18 protein-coding genes and 1 pseudogene are annotated in these 25,020 nt (G+C 45.8%); all 19 read left to right on the forward strand.

Features of this window, described 5'->3' with window-relative positions; translation table 11 throughout:
• Positions 1 to 335: 335 nt before the first annotated feature.
• The 19 genes and pseudogenes from RMZ95_RS28060 (at position 336) to RMZ95_RS28150 (ending at position 24,895) form a co-directional block, all read left to right on the forward strand.
• Positions 336 to 1,232, forward strand: a complete 897-nt coding sequence (locus RMZ95_RS28060; protein ID WP_322685824.1) for an SDR family oxidoreductase — start codon at positions 336 to 338, stop codon at positions 1,230 to 1,232.
• A 440-nt stretch (positions 1,233 to 1,672) separates the two neighbouring features.
• A pseudogene (locus RMZ95_RS28065) lies at positions 1,673 to 1,864 on the forward strand (hypothetical protein); the annotation flags it as partial.
• Between the two features lie 311 nt (positions 1,865 to 2,175).
• Positions 2,176 to 2,466 (forward strand): HNH endonuclease, encoded by a 291-nt coding sequence (locus tag RMZ95_RS28070; protein WP_322685823.1) that lies wholly within the window; start codon positions 2,176 to 2,178, stop codon positions 2,464 to 2,466.
• A 358-nt stretch (positions 2,467 to 2,824) separates the two neighbouring features.
• Positions 2,825 to 3,727 carry a phytanoyl-CoA dioxygenase family protein gene (locus tag RMZ95_RS28075; RefSeq protein ID WP_322674610.1) on the forward strand — a complete coding sequence of 301 codons (903 nt, stop codon included), beginning with the start codon at positions 2,825 to 2,827 and terminating at the stop codon, positions 3,725 to 3,727.
• 343 nt (positions 3,728 to 4,070) lie between these two features.
• Positions 4,071 to 4,310: a hypothetical protein gene (locus tag RMZ95_RS28080; RefSeq protein WP_322685822.1), complete on the forward strand. Its 240-nt coding sequence runs from the start codon at positions 4,071 to 4,073 to the stop codon at positions 4,308 to 4,310.
• Between the two features lie 122 nt (positions 4,311 to 4,432).
• On the forward strand, positions 4,433 to 11,365 hold the full coding sequence (locus RMZ95_RS28085; RefSeq protein ID WP_322685821.1) for an AAA family ATPase: 6,933 nt from the start codon (positions 4,433 to 4,435) through the stop codon (positions 11,363 to 11,365).
• Positions 11,349 to 11,978, forward strand: coding sequence for a response regulator transcription factor (locus tag RMZ95_RS28090; protein ID WP_322685820.1), 630 nt, complete (start codon positions 11,349 to 11,351; stop codon positions 11,976 to 11,978). The genes RMZ95_RS28085 and RMZ95_RS28090 overlap by 17 nt, the downstream gene beginning before the upstream one ends.
• 251 nt (positions 11,979 to 12,229) lie before the next feature.
• A complete protein-coding gene (locus tag RMZ95_RS28095; RefSeq protein ID WP_322685819.1) occupies positions 12,230 to 12,835 on the forward strand; it encodes a DsbA family protein in 606 nt (201 codons plus the stop codon).
• Positions 12,836 to 13,110: 275 nt separating this feature from the next.
• On the forward strand, positions 13,111 to 15,888 hold the full coding sequence (locus RMZ95_RS28100) for a PAS domain-containing protein (RefSeq protein WP_322685818.1): 2,778 nt from the start codon (positions 13,111 to 13,113) through the stop codon (positions 15,886 to 15,888).
• Between the two features lie 8 nt (positions 15,889 to 15,896).
• Positions 15,897 to 16,526, forward strand: a complete 630-nt coding sequence (locus RMZ95_RS28105) for a response regulator transcription factor (protein ID WP_322685817.1) — start codon at positions 15,897 to 15,899, stop codon at positions 16,524 to 16,526.
• 271 nt (positions 16,527 to 16,797) lie between these two features.
• A complete protein-coding gene (locus RMZ95_RS28110; RefSeq protein WP_322674603.1) occupies positions 16,798 to 17,079 on the forward strand; it encodes a hypothetical protein in 282 nt (93 codons plus the stop codon).
• Positions 17,080 to 17,366: 287 nt separating this feature from the next.
• On the forward strand, positions 17,367 to 17,924 hold the full coding sequence (locus RMZ95_RS28115) for a DsbA family protein (protein ID WP_322685816.1): 558 nt from the start codon (positions 17,367 to 17,369) through the stop codon (positions 17,922 to 17,924).
• A gap of 114 nt (positions 17,925 to 18,038) precedes the next feature.
• Positions 18,039 to 18,851: an alpha/beta hydrolase gene (locus RMZ95_RS28120; RefSeq protein ID WP_322685815.1), complete on the forward strand. Its 813-nt coding sequence runs from the start codon at positions 18,039 to 18,041 to the stop codon at positions 18,849 to 18,851.
• A 145-nt stretch (positions 18,852 to 18,996) separates the two neighbouring features.
• A complete protein-coding gene (locus RMZ95_RS28125; protein WP_322685814.1) occupies positions 18,997 to 20,574 on the forward strand; it encodes a GMC family oxidoreductase in 1,578 nt (525 codons plus the stop codon).
• 123 nt (positions 20,575 to 20,697) lie between these two features.
• Positions 20,698 to 21,159, forward strand: a complete 462-nt coding sequence (locus RMZ95_RS28130) for a cupin domain-containing protein (RefSeq protein WP_322685813.1) — start codon at positions 20,698 to 20,700, stop codon at positions 21,157 to 21,159.
• A gap of 31 nt (positions 21,160 to 21,190) precedes the next feature.
• A complete protein-coding gene (locus RMZ95_RS28135; protein ID WP_322674598.1) occupies positions 21,191 to 21,319 on the forward strand; it encodes a hypothetical protein in 129 nt (42 codons plus the stop codon).
• Positions 21,320 to 21,360: 41 nt separating this feature from the next.
• Entirely contained in the window at positions 21,361 to 22,110 is a 750-nt protein-coding gene (locus RMZ95_RS28140; protein WP_322685812.1) for a glucose 1-dehydrogenase, read from the forward strand.
• A gap of 38 nt (positions 22,111 to 22,148) precedes the next feature.
• Positions 22,149 to 23,003, forward strand: coding sequence for an alpha/beta hydrolase (locus tag RMZ95_RS28145; protein WP_322685811.1), 855 nt, complete (start codon positions 22,149 to 22,151; stop codon positions 23,001 to 23,003).
• Between the two features lie 452 nt (positions 23,004 to 23,455).
• The gene (locus RMZ95_RS28150; protein ID WP_322685810.1) at positions 23,456 to 24,895 is read left to right on the forward strand and encodes a SidA/IucD/PvdA family monooxygenase; all 1,440 of its coding nucleotides are present in this window, start codon (positions 23,456 to 23,458) and stop codon (positions 24,893 to 24,895) included.
• Positions 24,896 to 25,020 lie beyond the last annotated feature (125 nt).

Below are 25,020 nucleotides of genomic sequence, written 5' to 3' on the forward strand. Positions count from 1 at the left end.
ACAGCAACCTTTTCTGCTGCTTTAGGTGCAGTTTCTCCACCTGGAACATGCAGAAAAGTGCATTGACAGCTTTTCTGCAATTTTTACCCGAAAAATAAGACTTTTTGTGCTTTGTAGAGTCAACTAACCGATATGATTGGTCAGATTCACTCGTTGGAGGAAAGGGATTTCCAGCAGTTGATGTTACCTCTAGCCCAATACAAGCGCATCGAGCAAGCCCGCGCCTAAGTCTTACATACTCTGGAAGATTATTCTGCTCAAAGGGTGAGGAATCGTTCTCCTTAATGCTTGATACTTGAGTCTTGAATTGCAAAAACTATCAAAACAACTAAGTGATGAAATCCGATCGATTAGAGATGCAAGACCCCCGGCAGCAATATCCCGCTCCGCCCTTTCCTCAACAACCACAGCCCGTACCAGGACTTGCTCAAAAGATGCAGCCCCAACCGGATCACGGTGAGCAGAGCTACATTGGATGTGGAAAACTTGCAGGTCGGAAGGCATTAGTCACCGGAGCCGATTCTGGTATCGGGCGTGCTGTTGCGATCGCATTTGCGCGAGAAGGTGCTGATGTCGCGATCGGCTATCTTAAGAGCGAAGAGGCTGATGCTCAAGAAGTCATCCAATTGATTGAACAATCAGGGCGCAAAGCAGTTGCGCTTCCAGGTGACATCACCGACGAGCATTTTTGCCAAAAGCTGGTGACAGATGCAGTGCAATCTTTGAACGGTTTAGATATTCTGGTGAACAATGCTGGCGCACAGACATCTTACCCATCAATTAGCGATATCACGACTGAGCATTTCGATAAAGTGATGAAGACAAACCTCTACGCGCTATTTTGGATTACCAAAGCTGCTATTCCACATCTTAAACCCGGAGCATCAATTATTAACACCACTTCGATTCAGGCATATCAACCTTCAGCGAGTCTGCTTGACTATGCGATGACCAAAGCCGGCATTGAGAATTTCAGCAAATCTCTCGCCAAACAGATGATCGAGAAGGGAGTGCGCGTTAATGCAGTCGCACCCGGTCCATTCTGGACTCCGCTACAGCCGAGTGGTGGTCAGACCCAGGAGAAGATCGAGAAATTTGGTTCTGAAGTTCCGCTCGGAAGACCTGGGCAACCTGTGGAAATTGCTCCTGTGTATGTGTTGCTTGCTTCCCAAGAAGGCAGCTACATCACCGGAGAAGTTTATGGTGTAACAGGCGGCATCGGGATTGCCTAGTTCAAAATGTTGAAACGACTCTAGGAGAACTTTTATAAGAGTCACCGATCTTGAAAATAGGGAAAACCTTCAAATTAATTCTGGTTGGTTAACTGCGATCGCCATCGGCTTATGGCGGGTATACCATCGCAATCGTCATGATTGTACTAGGCATGATTGCGTTGGCGCAGCCCGCCGCAGGCATCGCATTTCCCTTCTTTGTGTCCGTTACTTCAGCGCTAGGATTTGACTGAATTTTTGTGTTTGCCGGAATTGCTTAAATCATTTAATCATTTATGCCTTTAAGTCATTAGGTGCTGGTTTTGTGGCTTGGAAACTAGTTTTAGGGATTCTATCGAATGCTAACGCTGCATTTTGGACAGTCTTGACGCGCTACCTTAAGTTGAGCAGTGCTAGCTAGTCATCCCAAGCTCAAAAATGTTCAGAAATCTCCAGATGCGATTGATTTGCGATCGCTTGCACATGAACCACCCAAAGAAAATGTTACTGAGTGTCTCAGGTTGATGGGTATCGCTTTGGGTAATCTGGCCAGTGCAATGAACAATACCAAAGCCCTGCAAGCTGCGGCGTTAATTTTGGGGAGTGAGCCGACACCAAGTGCGATCGCTCTCTATCTGCAAGTCCTAGCCCAGTTGAGGAAAATCAGAGGTGGACAGTAGAGAAGCGGATGCCATCTGTGATACGCTGGCTGATGCTGACTTCTAATCTTTGTAATGCCAACTTGAAGATTATTCGTTTTTTGCATAAAGCACGAAACTTGAGGTGAATAGTATTATATAACAGTATCTATTATGGATAAACCGGGGACAAGATTAATTGTCTCCCATATAATTTACTTCTATCAAAAACTGCTCTGGATAACTCCAGGGCAGTTTTATGTTGAGCCGATTAGCCCTAGTTTAGTAATCGCTATGATATTAGATAGAGTTTTATCATTCATCAGGTGCCAAATAATCAACACAAGCAATGCCAACTGTGTCAAAGAGAGATGGAATATTTAACTGTCCATCACTTAATTCCACGACAAAATACCAAACGCAAAAAACAAGACCCAGGCCCAACAGCAAATATCTGTTCTGCCTGCCATCGACAGATTCATGTTTTATTCGATAATAAGCTGCTGGCCCTTGAACTCAACACACTAGACAAGCTCAAAAATGAGCCGCAAATGCAAAAATTCTTGGTTTGGGTAAAAAAACAAGACCCAGGTAAGCGAGTTTCAGTCCATCGCTAAAAAGTAAGGTCGATAGTGTGTTCTGTGTTACATCACCATGCACTGAAGCTATAGAAAAGAAACAGAAACCTTAAAAATGACACTAAAGTATAAATCTTGCGTATGTATGACGACAACAGCAAAAGTATTTATTAACTTTATTTACAATTTTTCGGTTAAAAACTAGAGCATTTTTTGGATATTATCGTCCAAAATCCTTTTATTTAGATTTTATAGCCCAATTACGCACCTTGTACCCCAATTTATTATTAGTTCTTGGGGTTATTGTAGTTAGGCAGCAGAACTATATTGCTATCATCTCGCCCAAAATGACCCCTGTTATGTCCTTTTTTCAAAATTATTTCAGAAGGGGATTAGGATGAATACCGCCGCACGCGAAGTTATTTTTGATTACACGAATACCGTCCAAGCCCAGAAAACAGAAGAGATTCCCCCAACCGCGCTCTTTGAGCAGTATGATACTGCCGCCGTCATGGGCGGACTCTACGGCGATGGGATCGTTGGGTTGAAAGGCGCATTCGAGCCGACCTGGGCAGATCGCCTTGGTGAGGATATTGAGGTTCTCTTCTCTGAAGCGCTTGCGCGTCCGGGAGGAGCAGTGGGGCGCGGGCCCAACCGATACTACGTAGAGATTCACCCGGAGAGGATCGGGGGATTTCTCGATCTGGTCACACATCCTTGGGTAGTGGCAGTGTCAACCGCAGTCCTTGGAGAGGACTACAAAATCGTAGAGATTGGGTTTGACGTGCCTCTGACTGGCTCCATGAATCAGCCCTGGCACCGCGACTTTCCCGCACCCGAAGCCACTCTGACAGGACGCAGGCTCAACTCGCTTGCCTTCAACTTAACCACCGTGGATGTCGAAGAGGACATGGGGCCGTTCGAGATAGCACTCGGTACCCAGTGGGATCGGCCAATCGGCTTCAAACACGAAATGTTTCCGCCAAAATCTCTCTACGACCGATACCAGGAGCGTGCTGTCAGGAAGCTCCCAAAGCGTGGAGATATATCTGTCCGGTCAGCGCTGACCATTCATCGGGGTACTGCCAACCAATCCCAAAAATCCCGCCCGACGCTAGTGCTTGGTGTGGATGCTCCAGATGCCCAAAACGCAAAGCGGCACGATCTCCAGTTCACTCGTGCTTATTACAAAACTATACCCGCAGAACAGCGAAAGCACTTCGCCTGCCGAATCGTCGATGAATTAGAACCTATCGTACAAGCGCATACGATTGAGGGACTCATCATGGGGGAGTCTTAACATCACCCCAGTTCAGGTTAAAACACATTGTTAGCATATAGCAATCTGATTTGATTTCTGAATTAATCGTAGGGACTAGGGACTGGGGACTGGGGACTGGGAAGAAGGAATAAAGCTGTACTGAGTTTTTTTCACGCAATCAAATATGAGTCCTATATAAAAATTACGTGTATTTCCGGGCTGATGGGGCTGGGTGGGGGGAAGGTGAAAAGCTGCGGACGCGTAAATGCCTTGATTGTAGCAATGTTCAGTTATTTACATAAGTTGAAAAAACAATCGCTAATAAATGTTCAGTGCGGTTAAAATTGTGATTTCTTCATGTTGCAACAATTATTGTTGCAACATGAAGCCATTGTGGAGAATTACCATAATCTTAACTGCGATCGCTGGAGCTATCATCACTGACGTTGGTAATTGCGATGCCTGCGGCGGGCTACGCCTACGCATCAATCGGATGTATTCTAGTGGGCTGGAGGAATCGGTACAGAAGTTTTTGGAGTCGTTAGGAAAGCTGAATCGGGCTTATTTGACGGCGTTGGAAGAAAAATTGTTGAATGTTTTGAAGTCAAAAATTAAAGTTTAGTTATCAATCTCTTATTTCATCAAACTTATTCTCGATGGGAGCAAACAGCAAGTAATAATTCTCAGAATAAGAATTGCTGTATAGTTTAAGTTATGCCAGATCATACTCTCAAGAGTTGCTCTATGATTGCTCTACCTGGTATTGCCATTCAAAACAAGATATATGAAAGTTCTAACTCTCTAGTTTATCGGGGCATCAGAGACGATGGAGTAGGGATCGCCGTAAAAATGCTAAAGCTTGATTATCCTTCTCCCCAAGAACTGACTCGCTACAGACAGGAATATAAAATTACCCGCTCCCTAAAATTAGAAGGAGTTATCAAAGCATACAGCCAGCAGGACTATCAACGCACTCTGGTGATTCTCTTAGAAGATTTTGGGGGAGAGTCCCTAGAGAAATGGATGCACAGGTACCCAGAGAACTTCTGCCCCATGCCCTTATCCACTTTTCTCAGTCTTGCGATCGCCCTCACCGACATTCTAGGCAGAATCCATGCAGCCAATATCATTCATAAAGATATCAACCCTGGAAACATAGTCCTCAATCTGGATACTGGCGTTATCAAAATTATTGACTTTGGAATTGCTACCCAATTTAACCGCACGAATCCGACTTTCAAAAGTCCTCATGTTTTAGAAGGGACACTCGCATACCTATCTCCAGAGCAAACCGGGCGGATGAACCGTTTACTCGATTACCGCACCGATTTTTACTCCCTTGGTGTGACATTTTACGAACTGCTCACCGGACAACTACCATTTCCCACTACAGACGTGCTGGAGCTAGTCCATTGTCATATTGCCAAACATCCTATTCCGCCTCATGAAATAAATACAACAATTCCCAAACCAGTTTCAGATATAATTCTCAAACTGATGGCGAAAAATGCTGAAAATCGCTATCAAAGTGCCTGGGGCATCAAAGCGGATTTAGAAATCTGTGCTGAACAATTAGCAGAAATCGGTCAAATCTCTAGCATTCAACTGGCGCTTCAAGACGTTTCGGGCCAGTTTCAAATTTCCCAAAAACTGTATGGACGGGATAAGGAAGTTGCAATGTTACTGGCGGCGTTTGATCGTGTAGCCTGTCCAGAGTCAAATCGCGTTGCTTCTTTACCAAACAATTCAGAAACAACTTCACAAAGGGAACAAACAGGCAAATCAAAATTCCAAGTCGAAATGATGTTGGTATCTGGCTATGCGGGAGTAGGTAAATCTGCGTTAGTGCAAGAAATCTATAAACCAATTACCCAAAAGCGCGGCTATTTTATCTCTGGTAAATTCGATCAATTTGGGCGCAATATTCCCTACAGTGCGATCGCCCATGCCCTACAAAAATTGGTGCAGCAACTGCTGGGTGAACCTGATGACAAAGTGCAACAGTGGCGATCGCTCTTACTCACAGCTTTAGGAAACAACGCACAAATCATCATTGATGCGATCCCCGAAGTTGAATTAATTATCGGCAAGCAGCCACCCGTACCAGAAATTGGAGCAACTGAAGCTCAAAATCGCTTTCATCGAATCTTTGGGCAGTTCGTGCGGGTGTTTTGTTCAGAATCACATCCCCTGGTGATATTCTTAGATGATTTGCAGTGGATAGACTCAGCAACGCTGAAATTAATCGAGTTGATGCTGCTGGATGAGCAAACCAAATCACTATTTTTAATTGGAGCCTATCGAGATAATGAAGTAAATCCAACGCATCCATTAGCATTAATGCTAGAGAGACTGCGAAAACAAGGGGCAGTGCTTCAAGAAATTATCTTAGCACCCTTAACGCTGGAGCCTTTGAGTCAGTTGATTGCCGAGACGCTACATCGAAATGCAGACATCGTTCGTCCGTTAGCTGAGTTGGTGTTGCGTAAAACTGAGGGCAATCCCTTCTTTGTCAGTGAATTTTTGAGAATGCTGCATAGCGAAAATCTGCTGACATTTGATGCACAAAACTTATGCTGGCAATGGAACATAGCTGATATTCAAGCCCAGGATATTACCGATAATGTGGTGGAGTTACTACTGATTCAGTTAAATAAATTACCAAAAAACACACAGCAAATTCTCCAGTTAGCAGCTTGTATCGGTGCTGAATTTAATTTAGATACGTTGTCGATTGTTTGCGATCGACCACCTGAAACGCTTTTTCAAGATTTACTAACAGCCATACAAGGTGGATTAATTCAACCACTATCTGAATTAGATGAAAACTTGTTAATTCAAGAGTATAAGTTCTTGCACGATCGCGTGCAACAAGCCTCATACACCTTAATCGATGAGTCGCAAAAGCAAATTGTTCATTTACAAATTGGTCGCAATCTCCTCCAAAAAACTTTGCTAGAGAGACTATCAGACCGACTGTTTGAAATTGTCGATCATCTTAATCATGGAATTGAGCTTGTCACAGATCGACTAGAACGCAATGAAATTGCTAGATTAAATTTAATCACAGGACAGAAAGCAAAAGCTGCGATCGCCTATAGTGTGGCTCAAAACTATTTAGCCAGAGGTAGAGCATGGCTGGCAGACTCCAGTTGGCAAACTAACTATAAGCTGACCTTAGAGTTATATACCCAAACAACAGAAGTCGCGTATTTGTGTGGCGAGTTTGAGCAGGTAGAATCCTGGGCAGCGATCGTTCTGCAAGCAGCCAAAACGGTTCTCGACATCGTGAAAGTTTACGAAGTCAAAATTCAAACTGACATCGCGCAGAACCAGCCATTAGAAGCAATCAACACTGGATTACAAGTTTTGCAGCAACTGGGAATCAGTTTTCCTGAAACGCCAACTCAGTCAGACATTCAGCTTGAGCTAGATGCGATCGCATCACTCATTGGCGAGAAGCCAATCGAGAACTTGCTCTATTTGCCGGAAATGACCGAACCGGACAAGTTGGCGGCGATGCGAATCTTATCAAGCATCACGATCGCTGCCTATGTTGCGGCTCCTGATTTGATGCCTCTGCTTGTGTCTAAACAAGTAAACTTATCTATTCAATCTGGTAATGCTGTTGTATCTCCCTTTGCCTATGCATTTTACGGATTAATTCTTTGTGGAACGAGTGGGAACATTGCGATTGGGTACGAGTTTGGGCAACTTGCGCTAAATCTATTGTCACACCTTAATGTTCATTCTCTCAGAGCTAGAACATTACTCATTGTGAATAACTTTATTATTCATTGGAAAAAGCATATTAAAAACACAATCCAGCCCTTGCTAGAAGCCTACCAAAAAGGTTTAGAAGTTGGAGATTTAGAGTTTGCTGCTTATTGTGCTCATTGTTATTGCTTCCAATCCTACGCAGTTGGAAAGGAACTCGTAGAAGTTGAGCGCGAGATGACGAAATACAATGAAGCAATTCGTCAAATCAAACAGAAAACGGCGCTAACCTGGAACCAAATATATCAGCAGGCGATCGCAAATTTGATGGGCTTTTCGGTCAGCCCAACTCGTCTAGTTGGCGAGTTCTACAACGAAGAGAATGGATTGCCACAACATGAAGTAACAAATGATGGAACGTCAACCTTTGATGTCTATTTCAATAAACTTATCCTGTGTTACCTATTTTCTGAATACGCTCAGGCAGTTGAAAACTCAACCATAGCAGAACGTTATTTAATCCGAATAACAGGCACACCTGTTGCTCCTTTTTACTATCTATATGATGCGCTGGCAAGACTCGCCATATACTCTGAAAGCAGCACTCAAGTGCAAGAGGAACTCCTCAAAAAAGTTACGGTTAGTCAGGAGAAAATGAAGCAATGGGCACAGTATGCGCCAATGAATTGTTTGCATAAATATCATCTGGTGCAAGCAGAGACTGCACGAGTTCTAAGTCAGTGGTTTGAAGCAGAGGAATTCTATGAACAAGCAATTCAAGGAGCCAGGGAAAATGAATATATCCAGGAAGAAGCGTTAGCATACGAGTTAGCTGCTAAACATTATCTAGTGCGAGGTCGGCAAAAGATCGCCCAAACCTACATGAAAGAAGCTCACTACTGTTATGAACGGTGGGGAGCAACTGCGAAAGTGAGAGATTTAGAAACTCGCTATCCGCAGCTATTTCCTGAACAGTCGAGCGTGGCTTCCACACCAATCTGCACTACTGCTGAAACCACTTCTAATACCTCACACATCGCTTTTGATTTAACGGCAGTAATGAAGGCAACTCAGGCGATTTCGAGCGAAATTGAACTAGATCGGCTGCTCCGTTCCTTGATGAAGATATTAATCGAAAATGCTGGCGCACAAACAGGATTTTTGATTTTAGAAAACTCAGGAAAATGGGTGATTGAAGCGTCTAGTGAACTTAATGAGGGTGAGAATGTCGATGTTACACAAGTGCTGCAATCTATCCCAACTGCAAATCATCTACCTGAATCAATTATTAATTATGTTATTCGTACTCATGAATCTGTCATCTTAAATGATGCTACTCGTGAAGGTAATTTTATTAATGAGCCATATATTCAACAGAATCAAACTCAATCAATTTTATGTTTACCTCTGCTCAATCAAGGTAAGCTAGTGGGCGTGTTGTATCTAGAAAATAAATTAGCGGCTGGAGCATTTACACCAGAGCGAGTCTCCTTCCCTGCGAGAGGCTGCGCCAACGGAAACGCTACGCGATCGCAAGTCCTGAATCTACTTTCTACTCAAGCAGCGATCGCAATTGAGAATGCCAAACTCTACTCAAAGCTCCGCGCTAGCGAAAGTCAGATGACTCAATTTCTAGAAGCGATTCCAGTGGGAATTGGCATTATTGACGCGACAGGTCGCCCTTACTATGTCAATCAGCGGGGAATTGAGCTTATGGGTAAAGGCGTCGATCCTGCTGCGACACCAGAGCAACTTTCAGAAATTTATCAATTTTACGTGACGGGAACGGATCAAATCTATCCGTCAGAGAAACTGCCAATTATTCGGGCGTTGAGTGGCGAACGCACCAGGACTGACGATATAGATATTCGCCAAAACAACGCAACTATTTCATCTGAGGCATGGGGAACTCCAGTCTTTGACGAACAGGGCAATGTGGTTTATGCGATCGCAGCCTTTCAAGACATCACAGAGCGTAAACAAACCGAACATCTCTTAGCCAATTACAATCGTACCTTGGAGCAACAAGTAGCCCAACGAACGGCAGCTTTACAGCAAAGTGAAGCAGAATTGCGCCATCGGGAACAGGAATTACGACTGATTGCCAACGCTCTACCAGTTCTGATCGGCTATGTAGATGCCAATCGATGTTATCAATTCATCAACCATACCTATGAGGTCTGGTTTAATCGTAGCCGCAATGAAATTCTGGGCAACCCTGTTCGCCAACTTCTCGGTGAGGCGGTTTATCAACGAATTGAGCCGTACATTAATCAGGTGTTTGCAGGGCAAACGGTATCTCTAGAAACAGAGATCCCTTTTGGGCTTGGCAAGCGGTGCATCAGCGCGACCTTGATCCCTGATTTCGATGACAATGCTCAAGTCAGAGGCTTCTACAGTATCATGACAGATATTAGCGAACGCAAACAAGCAGAAGAAGTGTTGCGTCAGTCCGAGGCTCAATTTCGAGAACAGGCAATCCTCTCCGATTTTCGCGCCGATGTGGATAGTGCCTTGGCTCAAAGTGCTAGTTTGCCCTTGATGCTGCATCGCTGTGCCCAAGCCGTTGTTAAGCACTTTAATGCGGCATTTGCTCGGATTTGGACGCTAAATAAAGACAAGAATGTTTTGGAGTTACAAGCCAGTGCGGGGATGTATACCCGTCTTGACGGTGAATACAGTCGAATTCCTGTAGGTGGCCTCAAAGTTGGACAAATTGCTCAGGAACGCAGTCCTCTGTTGACTAACAATGTGTTTGATGAATCATCCATTGATAAAGAATGGGCAAAACGAGAAGGCATGGTGGCATTTGCAGGCTATCCGATACTGCTGGATGAGCAACTTGTTGGAGTTATAGGGATGTTTACTCGACATCCCATTCCGTCGTCCAACTTTGAGGCGTTGGAGTTTTCAGCCCGTGAGATTGCATTAGGAATTAGACGCAAACAGGCAGAAGAAGCGTTGCAAGCCTCCGAAGCAGAACTTCGGGCGCTCTTTTGTGCAATGCCCGATCCGCTCTTGGTAGTAAATGCAGAAGGGCGGATTTTGAGAGCAAGCCTGATCGAGTCAGAGAAATTATCTAACCCGATTGACGAACAGGTGGGTCGAACATTTTCCGAAATTTTTGAGCGATCGCAAGCCGATACATTTCTTGGCTGTATTCGGCAAGCATTAAGCACTCAGCAGCCCCTAACGGTTGAGTATAGCTCGATCGTGGGAGGGTGGAAAACCTGGTTTGCAACTCGCATCTCGCCCATTTCAGAACATTCTGTCATTTGGCTGGCAAGAGATATCAGCGATCGCAAACGAGCCGAAGAAGCCTCGATTCTAGAAGAACGCAATCACATGGCGCGGGAAATTCACGACACTTTAGCCCAAGCGTTTACAGGTATTATCATTCATGCTCGCTCTGCCGCCAATAAGGTAACGGCAGACCCAGAAAAAGCGCAAACTCTCCTCACTCAGATCCTCGACTTAGCCCGTTCTGGGCTTGCGGAGGCACGTCGTTCAGTAGAGGCACTACACCGCCCATACCTTTTAGAGAGCAGTAACTTACAGGATGCCTTAAGCCATCTTACTGCTCAATTAGACTCCTCGATCGCAACCCAAATCGTCTACGAAGTCATGGGTACGCCCTATCCCCTATCCTCCGATCTGGAAAATAATCTGTTTCGGATTGGGCAGGAAGCTTTGACAAATGCAATCAAACATGCTAAAGCACGTGAAATCCACATTGAACTGATCTATGAACCGACCCAATGCAGCTTGCGAATTAAAGACGATGGGCAGGGATTTAATGTAGAAAACCAGGCGATACAGAATGGCTTTGGTCTACTGGGGATGGCAGAACGGGCTGAACGCATTAGAGCTAAATTAAAGATTCAAAGTGACTTAGAGCAAGGGACAGAGATCGCGGTATCCATTAATCGGGGGTTAAGTCAGCATGAATCAGCCCAGTAGCATTCGCGTTCTGGTTGTGGACGATCATCCTGTTGTCCGCCAGGGGTTGATCGGAATGTTAGAGGAGGCTCCAGATATTGTCATTGTGGGTCAGGGGCGAAATGGGCATGAGGCGATCGCAGTTTTTCAGCAACAGCAACCTGATGTGACTTTGATGGATTTACGGATGCCCGATATGGGGGGTGTTCAGGCGATTACGCTTATTTGCAATGAGTTTCCCAATGCCCGAATTATTGTGCTGACCACGTATGACACCGATGAAGAGATTTATCGAGGATTACGAGCCGGGGCAAAGGGTTATTTACTGAAGGACTCTGAGCCAGAGGAACTATTGACAGCTATTCGGACAGTGACCAGGGGACAACAGTATATTCCCCCCAACGTGGCTGCCAAGCTAGTCCAACGGATAACTGCTCCAGAACTGAGCGATCGTGAGTTAGAAGTTCTCCAGTTAGTCGGACAGGGCATGAGCAACCAGGAAATTAGCACTGCTCTCAATATTAGTGAAAGTACAGTGAAGACTCATATCAACCGAATTTTAAGCAAGCTAGATGTCAAAGATCGCACCCAGGCAGCCATTATTGCGTTGAAACGCGGAATTGCTAGCTTGTAAAAGCAAAGATGGCACTTCTGCCTGGGTTAACCATCATATTTTAGTCTGTGAGGCAATCAAACCTGAGTTTGATTCGTTCTGCTCCCTCAAATTGACTCATCCTCAATCATTTTGTTGATTAAAATACAGACTCTGAATTGACGACAAGTCTAAGCAAGTCTCATACATTAAACTCATACAAACGATTATAGGCTTGAAGGGAAGAAATTTCAGAGTGCGCACGATGAATCTCTTTTCCTCAAAGATTTAGAATGAGCGATGTTATTCCTGACGACACACCTAGCGACCCTTGCAGTAACTGCGAAGCAGAGCGCAATCAATTAGTTGTACCTCCTTCTGAGCAAGACCATCGACAAGGATCGTTGAATGCTCGCGTTGTGCTTGTTGAGTATGGGGATTATCAGTGTCCCCAATGTAGTGAACTTTATACCTCAATTCAGGCAATTCAACGCCAGCTTGAGGCGACCTTATTCGGGAGAGATTCTCTATGCTTTGTATTCCGACATTTTCCTCAACCTCAAATCCATCCTCAAGCTCAAAAGGCAGCAGCAGCGACAGAAGCAGCAGCAGCACAAGGGCAGTTTTGGCAGATGCACGAGACGTTATTGAAGCATCATCAAGAGCTAGAAGATGGGTATTTAGCAGAATACGCTGACAATTTAGGGCTTGATGTGACTCAGTTTATTCGAGACATTGCCCAAAAAGTGCATGTCGATCGCATCAATCGAGACATTACCAGCGGAATGGATAGTGGGGTAGTTAGCACTCCAGCTTTATTTATCAATGGTGTGCGTTATAGAGACGCTTTAGAGTTTGAGCCACTACTTGTTGCGATCGTTGGAGCTTCTCATGGCTAGTATTTTCTTAAGAAGGCAGAAGTACGAAAGCAGAGGGCAGAAGGGAATCCCCATAAATAAATTTAGGGGATTTAACTTTTGACACAGTAAATATGCGCTGCGCCACTCGTTAATACATATTTATTTATTTTTTCATAAATAAATTTAGGGGCTTGTGTCCCTTGATTGCTGAGGGCAAAAATTGTATTTCTTCCTTCTGCCTCCTGCCCTCTGCCTTTCTTCGGTCAATAAATGGACTAACGTGCGTGAACTGCCGTAAATGAGGAATCTGATTGATGAGCAGTCTTCTCAAGCAAGTTGTAGCTCAAGTTTCCAGAACGGTGCCATTGCAGACGGTTTTGATTGTGCCGTTTGTGCTGCAAACTTTGGTGACAGTCGGCTTAGTGGGGTATTTTTCCTTCCAAAATAGACAGGAAGCCATCAACGATCTCGCCAGTCAACTGCGGCGCGAACTGACGAACCGGATCGAAGGCAAACTACAAACCTATACCGAGATACCCCATAACATCAATCGGCTCAATGCCAGCACCTTCGCTCAGGGAAAAATTGACCCTAGCGCAGTCAAAGGTGAATTTCCACTCTGGCAGCAAATTCAGATTTATCCAATGGTGAGTGATATCTACTGTGGCGATCGCAAAGGTTCTCTTCTAGGGGTGCGACGTAGCCCTGGCGATCGCTCAATTGAACTGCGGTCGAGTAATGTTGCTACAGATCGTCAACTCTACGGCTACAGCCTCGATCGCAATGGTCAGCGAGACCAGTTAATCAGTCAAGGCAACAAAGCCTTCGATGCGCGGGTTCGTCCCTGGTATAAAGCAGCAGTGACGGCAGGCGAACCAATCTGGAGTGGAATTTATGCCGACTTTGCTAGCCAGTTGCCAACGATCACCGCCAGTACGCCTGTCTATAGCACTGCCGATCGATCGCTGTTGGGAGTCTGTGCCACCGATGTATTTCTGCCTAATGAGATGAGCCTTTTTTTGGCTAGCCTGCAAATTGGCAAGACAGGCATCGCCTTTATTCTAGAGCGATCGGGACAACTGGTTGCCACCTCCACCGGAGAGGCGATTATTAGTAGTGAGGCGGCAGCAAATCGATTGTCCGCAGTTGAGAGCCTTAACCCTACCGTGCGAGCTACTGCTGCCTATTTGCGCGAGCATTTCAGCGATTTGTGGCAGATCCAGACTGCGGAACAGCTTGATTTTAAGTTCGATGGCAGGCGGCAGTTGATTCAAGTGATGCCATTCAAAGATACTCGTGGGCTAAACTGGCTGATTGTCACGGTGTTGCCTGAATCCGATTTCATGGCCAAGATTAATCAAAGCATCCACACGACGATTCTGCTTTGTATTGCAGCTTTGCTGCTTGGCATTGCGATCTGCATTTTGATTGCCCGATGGATCGCTAAACCGATTGTCAGCGTCAGTCAATCGGCAAAAGCGCTAGCAGACGGTGCATGGAATCAGACGGTAGAAATTGAAAGATCGGGCGATTTGGGCGAACTGGCTCGATCGTTCAACCAGATGGCACAGCAGCTTCAAATCGCATTTGCCAAAATGGAGTCTTTAAATCAGACCCTCGCCCAAAGTGAAACCCGCCTCCAGAAAATTTTAGAGTCGGTTCCGGTAGGAATTGTAGTTATGGATGCAACAGGCCGCCCTTATTACGCGAATCAGAAGGCAATCCAACTCTTGGGCAAGGGCGTGCTGCCGTCTGTCACCCCAGAGCAAATTGCCGAGGTCTATCAACTCTATGTGGCAGGAACCGATCGCCCCTACCCAACCGAACAACTGATGATTAGGCGAGCGCTAAAGGGCGAACAGGGCAGTGTGGATGATATCGAAATTCATCAGGGGAATCGCATCATTCCGATCGAAAGTTGGGGAACTCCAATTTTTGATGAGTCTGGCAACATTCTGTATGCGATCGCAGCCTTTCAAGACATCACCGAACGTAAACAAGCAGAGAAGCTTTTAGCAGAATACAATCGCACCCTAGAGCAACAAGTTGCCCAACGAACGACAGCATTGCAGGCAAGCGAAGCAGAGCTACGCGGTGTCTACGAGGAGCTTCGCTTACAGGAGCAGGAATTACGACTGATTGCCGACGCTCTACCCGTTCTGATTAGCTACGTCGATGCCAATTGCTGCTTTCAATTTATCAACCGTACATACGAGGTTTGGTTCAACCGTAGCCGCGATCAAATTTTGGGCAACCCTGTTCGTCAACTGCTCGGTGAGGCGGTTTATGAACGGGTTGAGCCGTATATTAATCAGGTGTTTGCAGGGCAAACTGTCCCTCTAGAAGCAGAAATCCCTTTTTTGGATGATAAGCGGTGCATCAGCGCGACCTTTATTCCTGATTTCGATGACAATGCTCAGGTAAGAGGTTTCTACAGTCTCATGACAGATATTAGCGATCGCAAACGAGCTGAACACACTTCTATCTTAGAAGAACGCAACCGGATGGCGCGAGAAATTCATGATACACTAGCTCAATCTTTCACAGGTATTCTGCTTCAAGTTGGAGCAGCAACACAAGTGCTGGCGGACGACCCAGAAGCAACCCAAGTACATCTGGAAATGATTGAGGAACTAGCACGGGCTGGGCTAGCAGGGACACGGCGATCCGTATCAGCACTCCGTCCGCGGCTACTAGAAGAAGGTAATTTAGAGAGTGCCCTGCATCGTATAGTGGCTCAAATGCGAGCAACGACCGACACGGCTCTGATTTGCGAAACTCAGGGTATAGCCTATTCCTTATCAATCGAAGTGGAGAATAACTTACTTAGAATTGGGCAGGAAGCATTAACCAATGCGATTAAATACGCTGATGCTGCCGAAATTCGGGTTGAGTTAGTGTATAACGAAACACAGTGTATCTTACGGGTTAAAGACGATGGCAGGGGCTTTGGAGTAGGTAGCACTCCTTTGAGCGGTGGGTTTGGCTTATTAGGAATGAGCGAACGGGCAGAGCGCATTGGCGCACAACTAACGATTCAAAGCCAACCTGGTCAAGGAACAGAAATTATTGTCACCATCAATCGAGTGTGAAAATTACAATGAGCCAATCCACTACGATTCGAGTGCTGATTGTTGATGACCATGCCATAGTCAGAAAGGGTCTAGCAACCATCATTAACCGCGATCCAGAAATGACAGCGATCGCTCAAGCTGAAGATGGGCAACAGGCGATCGCCTTGTTTCGAGAATACCAACCTGATGTCACACTAATGGATTTACGAATGCCCAAAATGGGAGGTGTTGAAGCAATTATGGCGATTTGTGCTGAATTTAAGCAGGCTCGAATCGCGGTACTCACAACCTACGATGGCGATGAAGATATCTATCGCGGTTTACAGGCGGGCGCTCAAGGCTATCTGCTTAAGGATGCTAAACCTGGCGAGCTTTTGAATGCGATTCGCGCTATTCATAATGGTCAGAAATACATTCCGCCAGAAGTGGGCGCAAAATTATTGCAGCGAATGAGCAATCCAGAACTGAGTGAACGAGAGTTGGAAGTGTTGCGTTTGATGGCACAAGGAATGGGTAATCAAGAAATTGGGACTGCTTTGATTATTGGTGAAAGCACTGTCAAATCGCATGTGAATCGGATTTTAAGCAAACTGGGAGTGAGCGATCGCACACAAGCTGTGATTACTGCTGTTAAGCGTGGGATTGTCAATTTGTAAATAAGTTGTACTCAAGTTGAAATTTGGATTCCAACTTGAGTTGGAGGCAACCTTCCATTTTGAGATGGACTGATTTATCAATCACTCTATTGAGCAAAAGTTTCAACTTTTAGAGGACGACAAGTTAGAGTTAATTGCATATATTTGTACACAAAGCCGCCAAAGCTTCAACAAAAGTATGTAAACGTTTAGTTGCTCACTGGCGGCGAAATCCTCTAGTTAATTGATGCCAAAGAATATTTAGAATTGGTAAAAAAGGCGGAATACAATTATGCATGTTTGGAATTTGGCTAAAGGTTTAGGAGTCGTAATCGTTGGCGCAATAGCTTTCTCTGGAAACTCTGCTATTGCCAAAATCAATCAGGGTGTGACTCTAGAGAATAATCTGAATGCACCTACCTTAAACACAGCGATTAAAAAGCACAATACATTAGGAGACGATGCCCTAAAAATTAATTACAGCATCAAACAAACTCAATCTCAAAATAGAAATGCTGCTCTAGATAAGAAAAAAACTTTGCTAGCAGGCTGCCGGCCATGGTCGTGTATTTAAGCCTTAGAGGATGTTTGAAAAGTATTTTTGGTAACTTCTGAGGCTCGGAAACCTAACCCCCCTAGCCCCCTTCCCTACAAGGGAATGGGAATTTCAAAGCCTCTCCTCGAAGTAGAAAGAGGCTTTGAAGAGAGGTTTCTGGTATACCTTATTACATTTCGTTAACGCACCATCTAATTTTCTTCTGAATGACTTAGACCTTTCCAAAAACTAGATTTTAGCTCAGGTAGTACAAGGATTTCAGAAGAGATCGCTGGCGATGAGCATTTTCTTTTTCGGAGGTCTCAGTGAGTTTTGAGAGCGATCGCAGTTTGTTATTCGTCCCACCTTCAACACAAGATCGCATAAAAGGTGTACTGAATGCGATTGTAGTGTTGGTGATGTATGGGGACTATCAATCTCAAGAGAGTGCAAATGTTGACAGGCTGATTAAAGTCATTGGGCGACAACTTAGTGTTTCTTTAGGGGAGAATTATTTATGTTTTATCTTCCGTCATTTTCCACAAATTCAGATTCATCCACATGCTCAAAGGGCAGCACAAGCCGCAGAAGCAGCAGCGGCTCAAGGGCAGTTTTGGCAAATGCATGAGATGCTGTTTATCTATCAACAGGAATTGGGAAATGGCTATCTAGTGGAGTATGCCAATCGTTTAGGACTTGATATTTCTCAATTTTTGCAGGATTTATCCAGGGGAAGGTATGTCAATCGGATCAATGCGGACATCGAAGGTGGACTGCGAAGTGGAGTGGAGGCTGCGCCCGCTTTGTTTATTAATGGAATTCGCTATCTCGATCGCTGGACTGTTGAGCAGATAATGGCAGCCATTGTTGCTGCAAATGATTAATGTTTTTAGTGCTTATCTTAATAAGTATTTCGGCAGAGAGTATTTCCTAACTTCTATACGGACAACAAGAACCAAAGATTTGAGCAATTTAGCAAGAATACAGAGGCGATCGCAATGATAGTTTTTACATGGAAAAAAGTTCAAAAATTGTTGCTGTGGTTATTTGCATTAAGTGTTGTCGTTGTCATATCAATGCATCCAACATCAGCCACCTCCAAGGAATTACCTCAAGCATCCAACTCTAAACCTGCGATCGTTCTCGTTCATGGGGCTTATGCTGATGGTACATCATGGCAACACGTTATTCCATTGTTGGAGAAAGATGGCTATAGAGTAACTGCTGTGCAGATTCCGCTCACCTCGCTTGCTGATGATGTGGCAACGACGAAGCGGGTGATTGAGGCTCAAAAGGGTTCTGTTGTTGTAGTCGGACATTCCTATGGTGGAAATGTGATTACGGGCGCGGCGGCTGGCAATTCACAGGTGAAAGCTCTGGTTTATGTTAATGCTTTCGCACCAGATGTCGGTGAAAAGACGAGTGACTTGAATAAAAGGTACGCAGCACCTCCGATTAGTACGGCGATCGTGTCTGATGCTGCAAACTTTCTCTATGTAGATCGCGGGAAGTTTCACGAATTTTTTGCCCAAGATGTATCAAAAGCTGAGGCGCGAGTAATGGCAGCAACCCAAAAGCCGATCGCCAGCGCAGCGTTTGAGCAATCAGTGAATGAAATCGCTTGGAAAACGATTCCTTCCTGGTTTATCGTGACTCAAAGCGATCGCGCCATCAACCCCGAACTTCAACGATTTATGGCTAAACGGATTAATGCTAAGACAACCGAAGTTAACTCCAGTCATGTTCCTTTTATCTCTCATCCAAAAGAGGTTGCCAAAGTGATTGAAGCAGCAAGTACTGCTGTGAAGTAATCGCAATTGTAAGAGAAGCAGTTTCTCAGTACAAATAAATAGAACAGACCTAGTTATTGACTAACAGTATTTCAGCGATCGCTCTTTAAATCAGTTCATTCTTGACTCCATTTATCCATTGTAGATAACAGAGGAAGAGAACTTTATGACTAATTATGACTACATTGTAATTGGTGCAGGTTCGGCTGGTTGTGTGGTTGCCAATCGTCTAACCGAAGACTGTGACACAACCGTGTTACTCCTCGAAGCGGGCAACCCAGCTACAAAACCAGAAATTCAAATTCCGGCGCAGTGCTTTAGCCTAATAGGCTCTGAAGTAGATTGGGGTTACGTTTCTGAGCCGGAACCCTACCTGAATTACCGCAAAATGTTTTGTTCCCGTGGCAAAGTCTTGGGGGGCAGCAGTTCGATTAATTTCATGATGTATGTCCGGGGCAATCCTCAAGATTACGATCGCTGGCAGGAATTAGGAAATCCCGGTTGGTCGTACCTTGATGTCTTGCCCTATTTCAAGAAATCGGAGCAGCAGCAGCGAGGCGCGTCAGAATTTCACGGGGTTGATGGGGAGTTGAGCGTTACCGATTTGATGTCCCCTGCTGTGGTTTCCCAACGCTTTGTAGATGCCTGTGTATCAATGGGATACAACTACAATCCTGATTTTAATGGTGTACAGCAACAAGGGGTAGGACTTTATCAGTTGACGATCGAGGATGGTAAACGGCACAGTGCTGCTGCTGCTTTTCTTCTACCCATTCTCCATCGTCCCAATTTGACTGTAACGACTGGGGCATTGGTGACGCGATTGCTGTTTGAAGGCACTCGCTGTGTGGGAGTAGAATATCTGCATGAAGGTAGGCTCCACCAGGTCAGAGTCAACCAAGAAGTGATTTTAAGTGCGGGTGCGTTTGATTCGCCCAAACTGCTAATGCTTTCTGGTATTGGGGATGCAGAATATCTGCAAGCGATGGGAATTTCTGCGATCGCAGATTTGCCGGGTGTCGGTCAAAACCTTCAGGATCACATTCTCACTTGTGTCGTTCAAGCAGCTACTCAAGATATACACCCTGCCATTACCAGTAATGGAGTTGAAGCCGGATTATTTTTGCATAGCAAAGGGAATGTGGAGGCTGCACCCGATTTGCAGTTCTTTTTCGGCCCGATTCAATTCTTGTCACCTGGTTATACTCCTGCTGATTTTGGATTTACAGGTGCAGTCTCTCTTACCCGTCTCCAAAATGTTGGCAGCGTTCGTTTGCGTTCATCTAATTTCAACGATCCACCAACCATACGGATGAATTATCTACAAAGTCAAGCTGATGTGCAGAAGTTGGTTGAGGGAGTGAAATTAATCCGCCAATTGTTTCAGAACAGTGCCTTTGATGAGTTTCGTGGCAAAGAAATTGCTCCGGGTTCCCAAATTCAGATTGATGCAGCACTCGAAGCTTACATTCGGGACACTTGCAGCACTGTATGGCATCCGGTTGGCACTTGCAAAATGGGCATTGACCCAATGGCAGTGGTAAACCCTGAACTACGGGTACATGGAATTCAAGGTCTTCGTGTGGTTGATGCATCAATCATGCCAACAATTACCACAGGCAACACAAACGCACCCACTATCATGATTTCTGAGAAGGCAGCAGATTTAATTAAAGCGGAGCGTACTTCGCAAAGTGTTCTTAACAAGCTTAATGTTCAAAATCTGACACACTCATCTATTTAGGAGTTCGGAAATCTCTTTTTTCAAGAGTTTATCGGACGCTTCGCTTTAGCGCTCGGTTTCTATGACGTACTGGCATTGACGGTATGAACGCCTGCTTTATTTGAGTCGCAAGCTTGAGCATTCATGACACAATTCATTAGAAATATCTATTCCATGACACAATCGTTCTGGCTTCTTGGTTCTCGCCTCACCATCCTCGCCGATCGCACCACGACTGATGGTAAATACGACCTGATTGAAGGCTATTCTCCTCCTGGTATGCAGACTCCACCCCATCGCCATACACACTATTCCGAACAACTTTATGTGCTCCAAGGAGAGTACACTGTCTGGCTTGGTAAAAACAAGGTTGTGCTAGGCATAGGTGAAAGTGTTCTGATTCCTATGGGCATACCCCATGTTGTTGCTACACTCGGCGATCGACCAGCTCGTGCGTTAGTCGTTTCTGCCCCCAGTGCCTTTGCTCAACTAATTGCTGCAACAGGGACGCTAAACGAGAATGAGGCACCTGATTTGGAATTGTTCATTCGCATCTCTACCGAAATTGGCGACGAAATTCTGGGTGTACCTGGAGATATCCCTTAGAGATTAGTTAGTATTCAATAAGCCTCGCATCGTGGAGACTCCAGCGAACGATCCCACTGCACCCCTACCCCCAATTACAGATGCAGATATTCAAAAGACGATCGCCCTTACTCCCCAATACGGACTGACCATTCTTCCTTCTGACTCCGCTCTCTATTAGCAACTGACTGCTTTAAACCCAACAATCGAAGGATTAGCATAATGAAAAAACTAGAAGGAAAAATCGCCCTTGTCACGGGTGGCAACAGTGGTATCGGTCTTGCCACAGCCAAACAGTTTGTTGCTGAAGGTGCCTATGTCTACATCACAGGTCGTCGCCAAGCCGAACTGGATGCTGCTGTAGAAGCCATCGGTAAAAATGTTACGGCTGTGCAGAGCGATGTTTCTAATCTGGCAGACCTCGATCGTCTGTTTGCTACCATTAAGCAAGAACAAGGACACCTCGATATCATCTTCGCTAATGCTGGCGGTGGACAAATTGCCCCACTTGGAGCAATCACTGAGGAACACTTTGACAAAACATTCAACGTAAACGTCAAAGGTTTGCTGTTCACCGTACAAAAGGCACTGCCACTGTTACCAGAGGGCGCTTCTATTATCCTGAATGCTTCGATTACTTCTATAAAAGGTACGCCAGCTTTCAGTGTTTACAGCGCCACCAAAGCCGCCGTGAGATCGTTTGCTCGGAATTGGATACTCGATCTCAGAGAACGCAAGATCCGAGTGAATGCCATTAGCCCTGGTGTGGTTCCGACTCCTGGTTACGATCATTTGGGACTGAATGACCAGCAGTTGCAAGAATTTGTGGACAGCCAAGCCAGCACCATCCCACTGGGACGAGTCGGCAAACCCGATGAGATTGCCAAAGCCGTTGTCTTTCTCGCTTCAGATGACAGCAGCTTTGTGAACGGCATTGAGTTGTTTGTCGATGGCGGTATGGCACAAATTTGAAGTTCAAAAGGCTTTGATCGCTTACAAAGAGTAATCCCATGACTACATATCGCACCGTTTCAATCGATGGTTTAGATATCTTCTACCGTGAAGCTGGTTCTCGTGATAATCCGACGATTCTGTTATTGCACGGCTTCCCAACGTCGTCTCACATGTTCCGCAATCTTATACCTGCCCTCGCTGATAAATTCCATCTCGTTGCTCCTGACTACCCTGGCTACGGCAACAGTTCGATGCCAAGTGTAAATGAATTTGACTACACGTTCGATCGCTTGGCTGAGATTGTAGAGAAATTCATTGCTGCGATCGCTCTCAAAAAGTATAGCCTTTATGTAATGGATTATGGTGCGCCGATTGGCTATCGGATTGCCGCTAAATATCCAGAGCGCGTGCAATCTTTGATTGTTCAAAATGGCAATGCTTACGAGGAAGGTCTGCGCGAATTCTGGGAACCAATTAAGGCATACTGGCAAGAGCGATCGCCTGAAAATGCTGAAAAGCTCAAATATCTTGTCAGCTTAGAAGCAACGAAGTGGCAATATACCAATGGTGTTCGCAATCTAGAAGCGATCAGCCCCGATACCTGGACTATCGATCAACATTTCCTCGATCGCCCCGGCAACGGTGAGATTCAACTGGCACTGCTGTATAGCTATGGTACCAATCCACCGCTCTATCCCCAATGGCAAGAGTATTTCCGCCAGTATCAACCCCCTACCCTGATTGTTTGGGGCAAGAACGACTACATCTTTCCTGCTGACGGTGCTTATCCCTACCAGGGTGACTTGAAAGACGTTGAGTTCCATCTACTCGATACCGGACATTTTGCCCTGGAAGAAGATGGAGATGCGATCGCAAACTATATCGATCAATTTCTCACATCACGGCTGTAATCCGTTCTCACCCGATCGGTGGCAATGATGGATTATACCAATTCTCTAAAAAAATAAAAAATACCTACCTTTGTAAGGGCTTTTAGTGAAAAATTAAGGAGGATTGGTCATGGCAGCAATCGATACAGCACCGTTAGAAAACAGCCTGGGATTTCTAGCTTTAAACGATGTGGTAGCAACACGAACCCTTTTCTAGCTTCTGGCAGTTGTTCATAACACGCTTTAGCGAATCCAAACTCGCGAATAAGAACCTAGTGGTCTGCCAACCCAAAAATGCGCTTGTGAGGTTGGGTAAAGGGAAAAGGGACTCATGGTAAGGGATAAAAAACATGAGTCCCTTTCACCCTTCCCCTTTACCCCGCTTGCGTTGCCTTGGCGTACTACTAGTAACAGCTTAATTGTCTACTATTCCGATTTTTTCATCCATCGCAACGATATCTGAGGAGATCGACATGACAACAACGAGCAATTTCGATTTTGCTGCCCGCGAGGCACTACGCCTGCTCGGTCCCGATCCCGAAAACTGGGTACCCGATCGCCCTGGCATCGATCATAATGTCACTATCATAGGTGGCAGCGGTAGCGGTAGCACCTTTGTATTTGCGCTACGACGTGCTGGGATCGGTCGCGTGACGGAGATTGATGCAGCCGATGACGAGGATCATGCAGGCGTGTGGTTGACGCGAGCGCGGATGAGAACGCTCCGCACACCGAAACATCTGCCTGGCCCAGAACTAGGCATCCCAGAATTATCCTTTCAAGCCTGGTACGAAGCGCGGCACGGTGCGGCAGCCTACGCGAAGATTGATCGCATTGGGCGAGTGACTTGGGCTGAGTACCTCAGTTGGTATCGGCATTTCCTGGGTATCCAGGTTCGTTACCAGACGAAGTTGGTGCGGATTGAACCAGTCGCAGGTTTCTTCCGCCTACACCTTGAGGTAAACGGTGTCCCGCTCTTAGAGACTACGCGCAAAATTATCTTCGCCAATGGCGTGGCTGGCACGGGTGGCCCGAACATACCTCCAATACTGGCTGACTTACCCCGCACGTTGTACGCGCATACCGCCGATGCGATCGATTTTGAAGCACTGCGCGGTAAGACTGTGGCGGTGCTGGGTGCGGCGGCTTCAGCTTTCGATGCAGCAGGAGTGGCGCTGGAATCGGGAGCTAAGGCAGTACATTTATTTGTACGGCGATCGGCGATCGCATCTCTGTCACTCCTTCGGGTACGGGATTACCCTGGTGCTTACGACAACTATCCCCAACTACCCGATGCAGCACGCTGGCTCCAGGCTTGGCGCTTTCATCAAGCAGGCACCGCGCCACCCCCGAACTCGATTGAGCGAGCGATCGCTTTCCCGAACTTTCACATCCATCTATCTGCACCTTGGAAATCGGCACGGAAACTGGGTAATCGCATTGCCATCCAGGTGAACGATGATGTTTTCGAGTTTGATTTTGCAATCGCTGGCACTGGTTACTTCGTTGACCCAACCAAGCGTCCCGAACTAGCCGACTTTGCCCAGCATATTGCCCTCTGGCGCGATCGCTACCAGCCACCAGAAGGACTGCGCGACGACGGTTTGGGGGCACATCCTTACCTTGGTAGCGCCCACGAATACCAAGAAAAAGTACCTGGCACTGCCCCTTATCTGAAAGACATTCACGTATTTAATCCTGCTGGTTTGGTCAGCTTCGGATTGCCAGTTGGTGACATCCATAGCATCCGCCGCGACGTACCTGCAATAGTATCGCGCATCAGCCACGACTTGTTCTTTAAGGACTGGGCGCATCATGAGGCACGGATCGCAGGCGATATTGCCCCCGATTTTGAGGACTCGCTCTATGCTGCTGCGGTGTGGAAACAACCGATCGAGGTAGCGACCCGCTAGGTGGACAATTTTTTTCACCAGTAACAAAGAATTCCGGCTCTTAAACGATGTCAGTAGAAAGCGATCGCCATTTTACGATCGCTGCCGATCGAGCATCACTGTTAAACCAATTCACTTAACAGTGT

The organism is Nostoc sp. DedQUE07 (genome assembly GCF_034530975.2).
GTDB lineage: Bacteria > Cyanobacteriota > Cyanobacteriia > Cyanobacteriales > Nostocaceae > Nostoc.

Excerpts from the sequence above, each read along its gene's own strand:
- RMZ95_RS28125 (WP_322685814.1), top strand. The coding sequence starts at position 18,997 with ATGACTAATTATGACTACATTGTAATTGGTGCAGGTTCGGCTGGTTGT.
- RMZ95_RS28120 (WP_322685815.1), top strand. The coding sequence starts at position 18,039 with ATGATAGTTTTTACATGGAAAAAAGTTCAAAAATTGTTGCTGTGGTTA.
- RMZ95_RS28080 (WP_322685822.1), top strand. The coding sequence starts at position 4,071 with ATGAAGCCATTGTGGAGAATTACCATAATCTTAACTGCGATCGCTGGA.
- RMZ95_RS28060 (WP_322685824.1), top strand. The coding sequence starts at position 336 with ATGAAATCCGATCGATTAGAGATGCAAGACCCCCGGCAGCAATATCCC.
- RMZ95_RS28085 (WP_322685821.1), top strand. The coding sequence starts at position 4,433 with ATGATTGCTCTACCTGGTATTGCCATTCAAAACAAGATATATGAAAGT.
- RMZ95_RS28095 (WP_322685819.1), top strand. The coding sequence starts at position 12,230 with ATGAGCGATGTTATTCCTGACGACACACCTAGCGACCCTTGCAGTAAC.
- RMZ95_RS28075 (WP_322674610.1), top strand. The coding sequence starts at position 2,825 with ATGAATACCGCCGCACGCGAAGTTATTTTTGATTACACGAATACCGTC.
- RMZ95_RS28150 (WP_322685810.1), top strand. The coding sequence starts at position 23,456 with ATGACAACAACGAGCAATTTCGATTTTGCTGCCCGCGAGGCACTACGC.
- RMZ95_RS28105 (WP_322685817.1), top strand. The coding sequence starts at position 15,897 with ATGAGCCAATCCACTACGATTCGAGTGCTGATTGTTGATGACCATGCC.
- RMZ95_RS28145 (WP_322685811.1), top strand. The coding sequence starts at position 22,149 with ATGACTACATATCGCACCGTTTCAATCGATGGTTTAGATATCTTCTAC.
- RMZ95_RS28100 (WP_322685818.1), top strand. The coding sequence starts at position 13,111 with ATGAGCAGTCTTCTCAAGCAAGTTGTAGCTCAAGTTTCCAGAACGGTG.
- RMZ95_RS28130 (WP_322685813.1), top strand. The coding sequence starts at position 20,698 with ATGACACAATTCATTAGAAATATCTATTCCATGACACAATCGTTCTGG.
- RMZ95_RS28140 (WP_322685812.1), top strand. The coding sequence starts at position 21,361 with ATGAAAAAACTAGAAGGAAAAATCGCCCTTGTCACGGGTGGCAACAGT.
- RMZ95_RS28110 (WP_322674603.1), top strand. The coding sequence starts at position 16,798 with ATGCATGTTTGGAATTTGGCTAAAGGTTTAGGAGTCGTAATCGTTGGC.
- RMZ95_RS28090 (WP_322685820.1), top strand. The coding sequence starts at position 11,349 with ATGAATCAGCCCAGTAGCATTCGCGTTCTGGTTGTGGACGATCATCCT.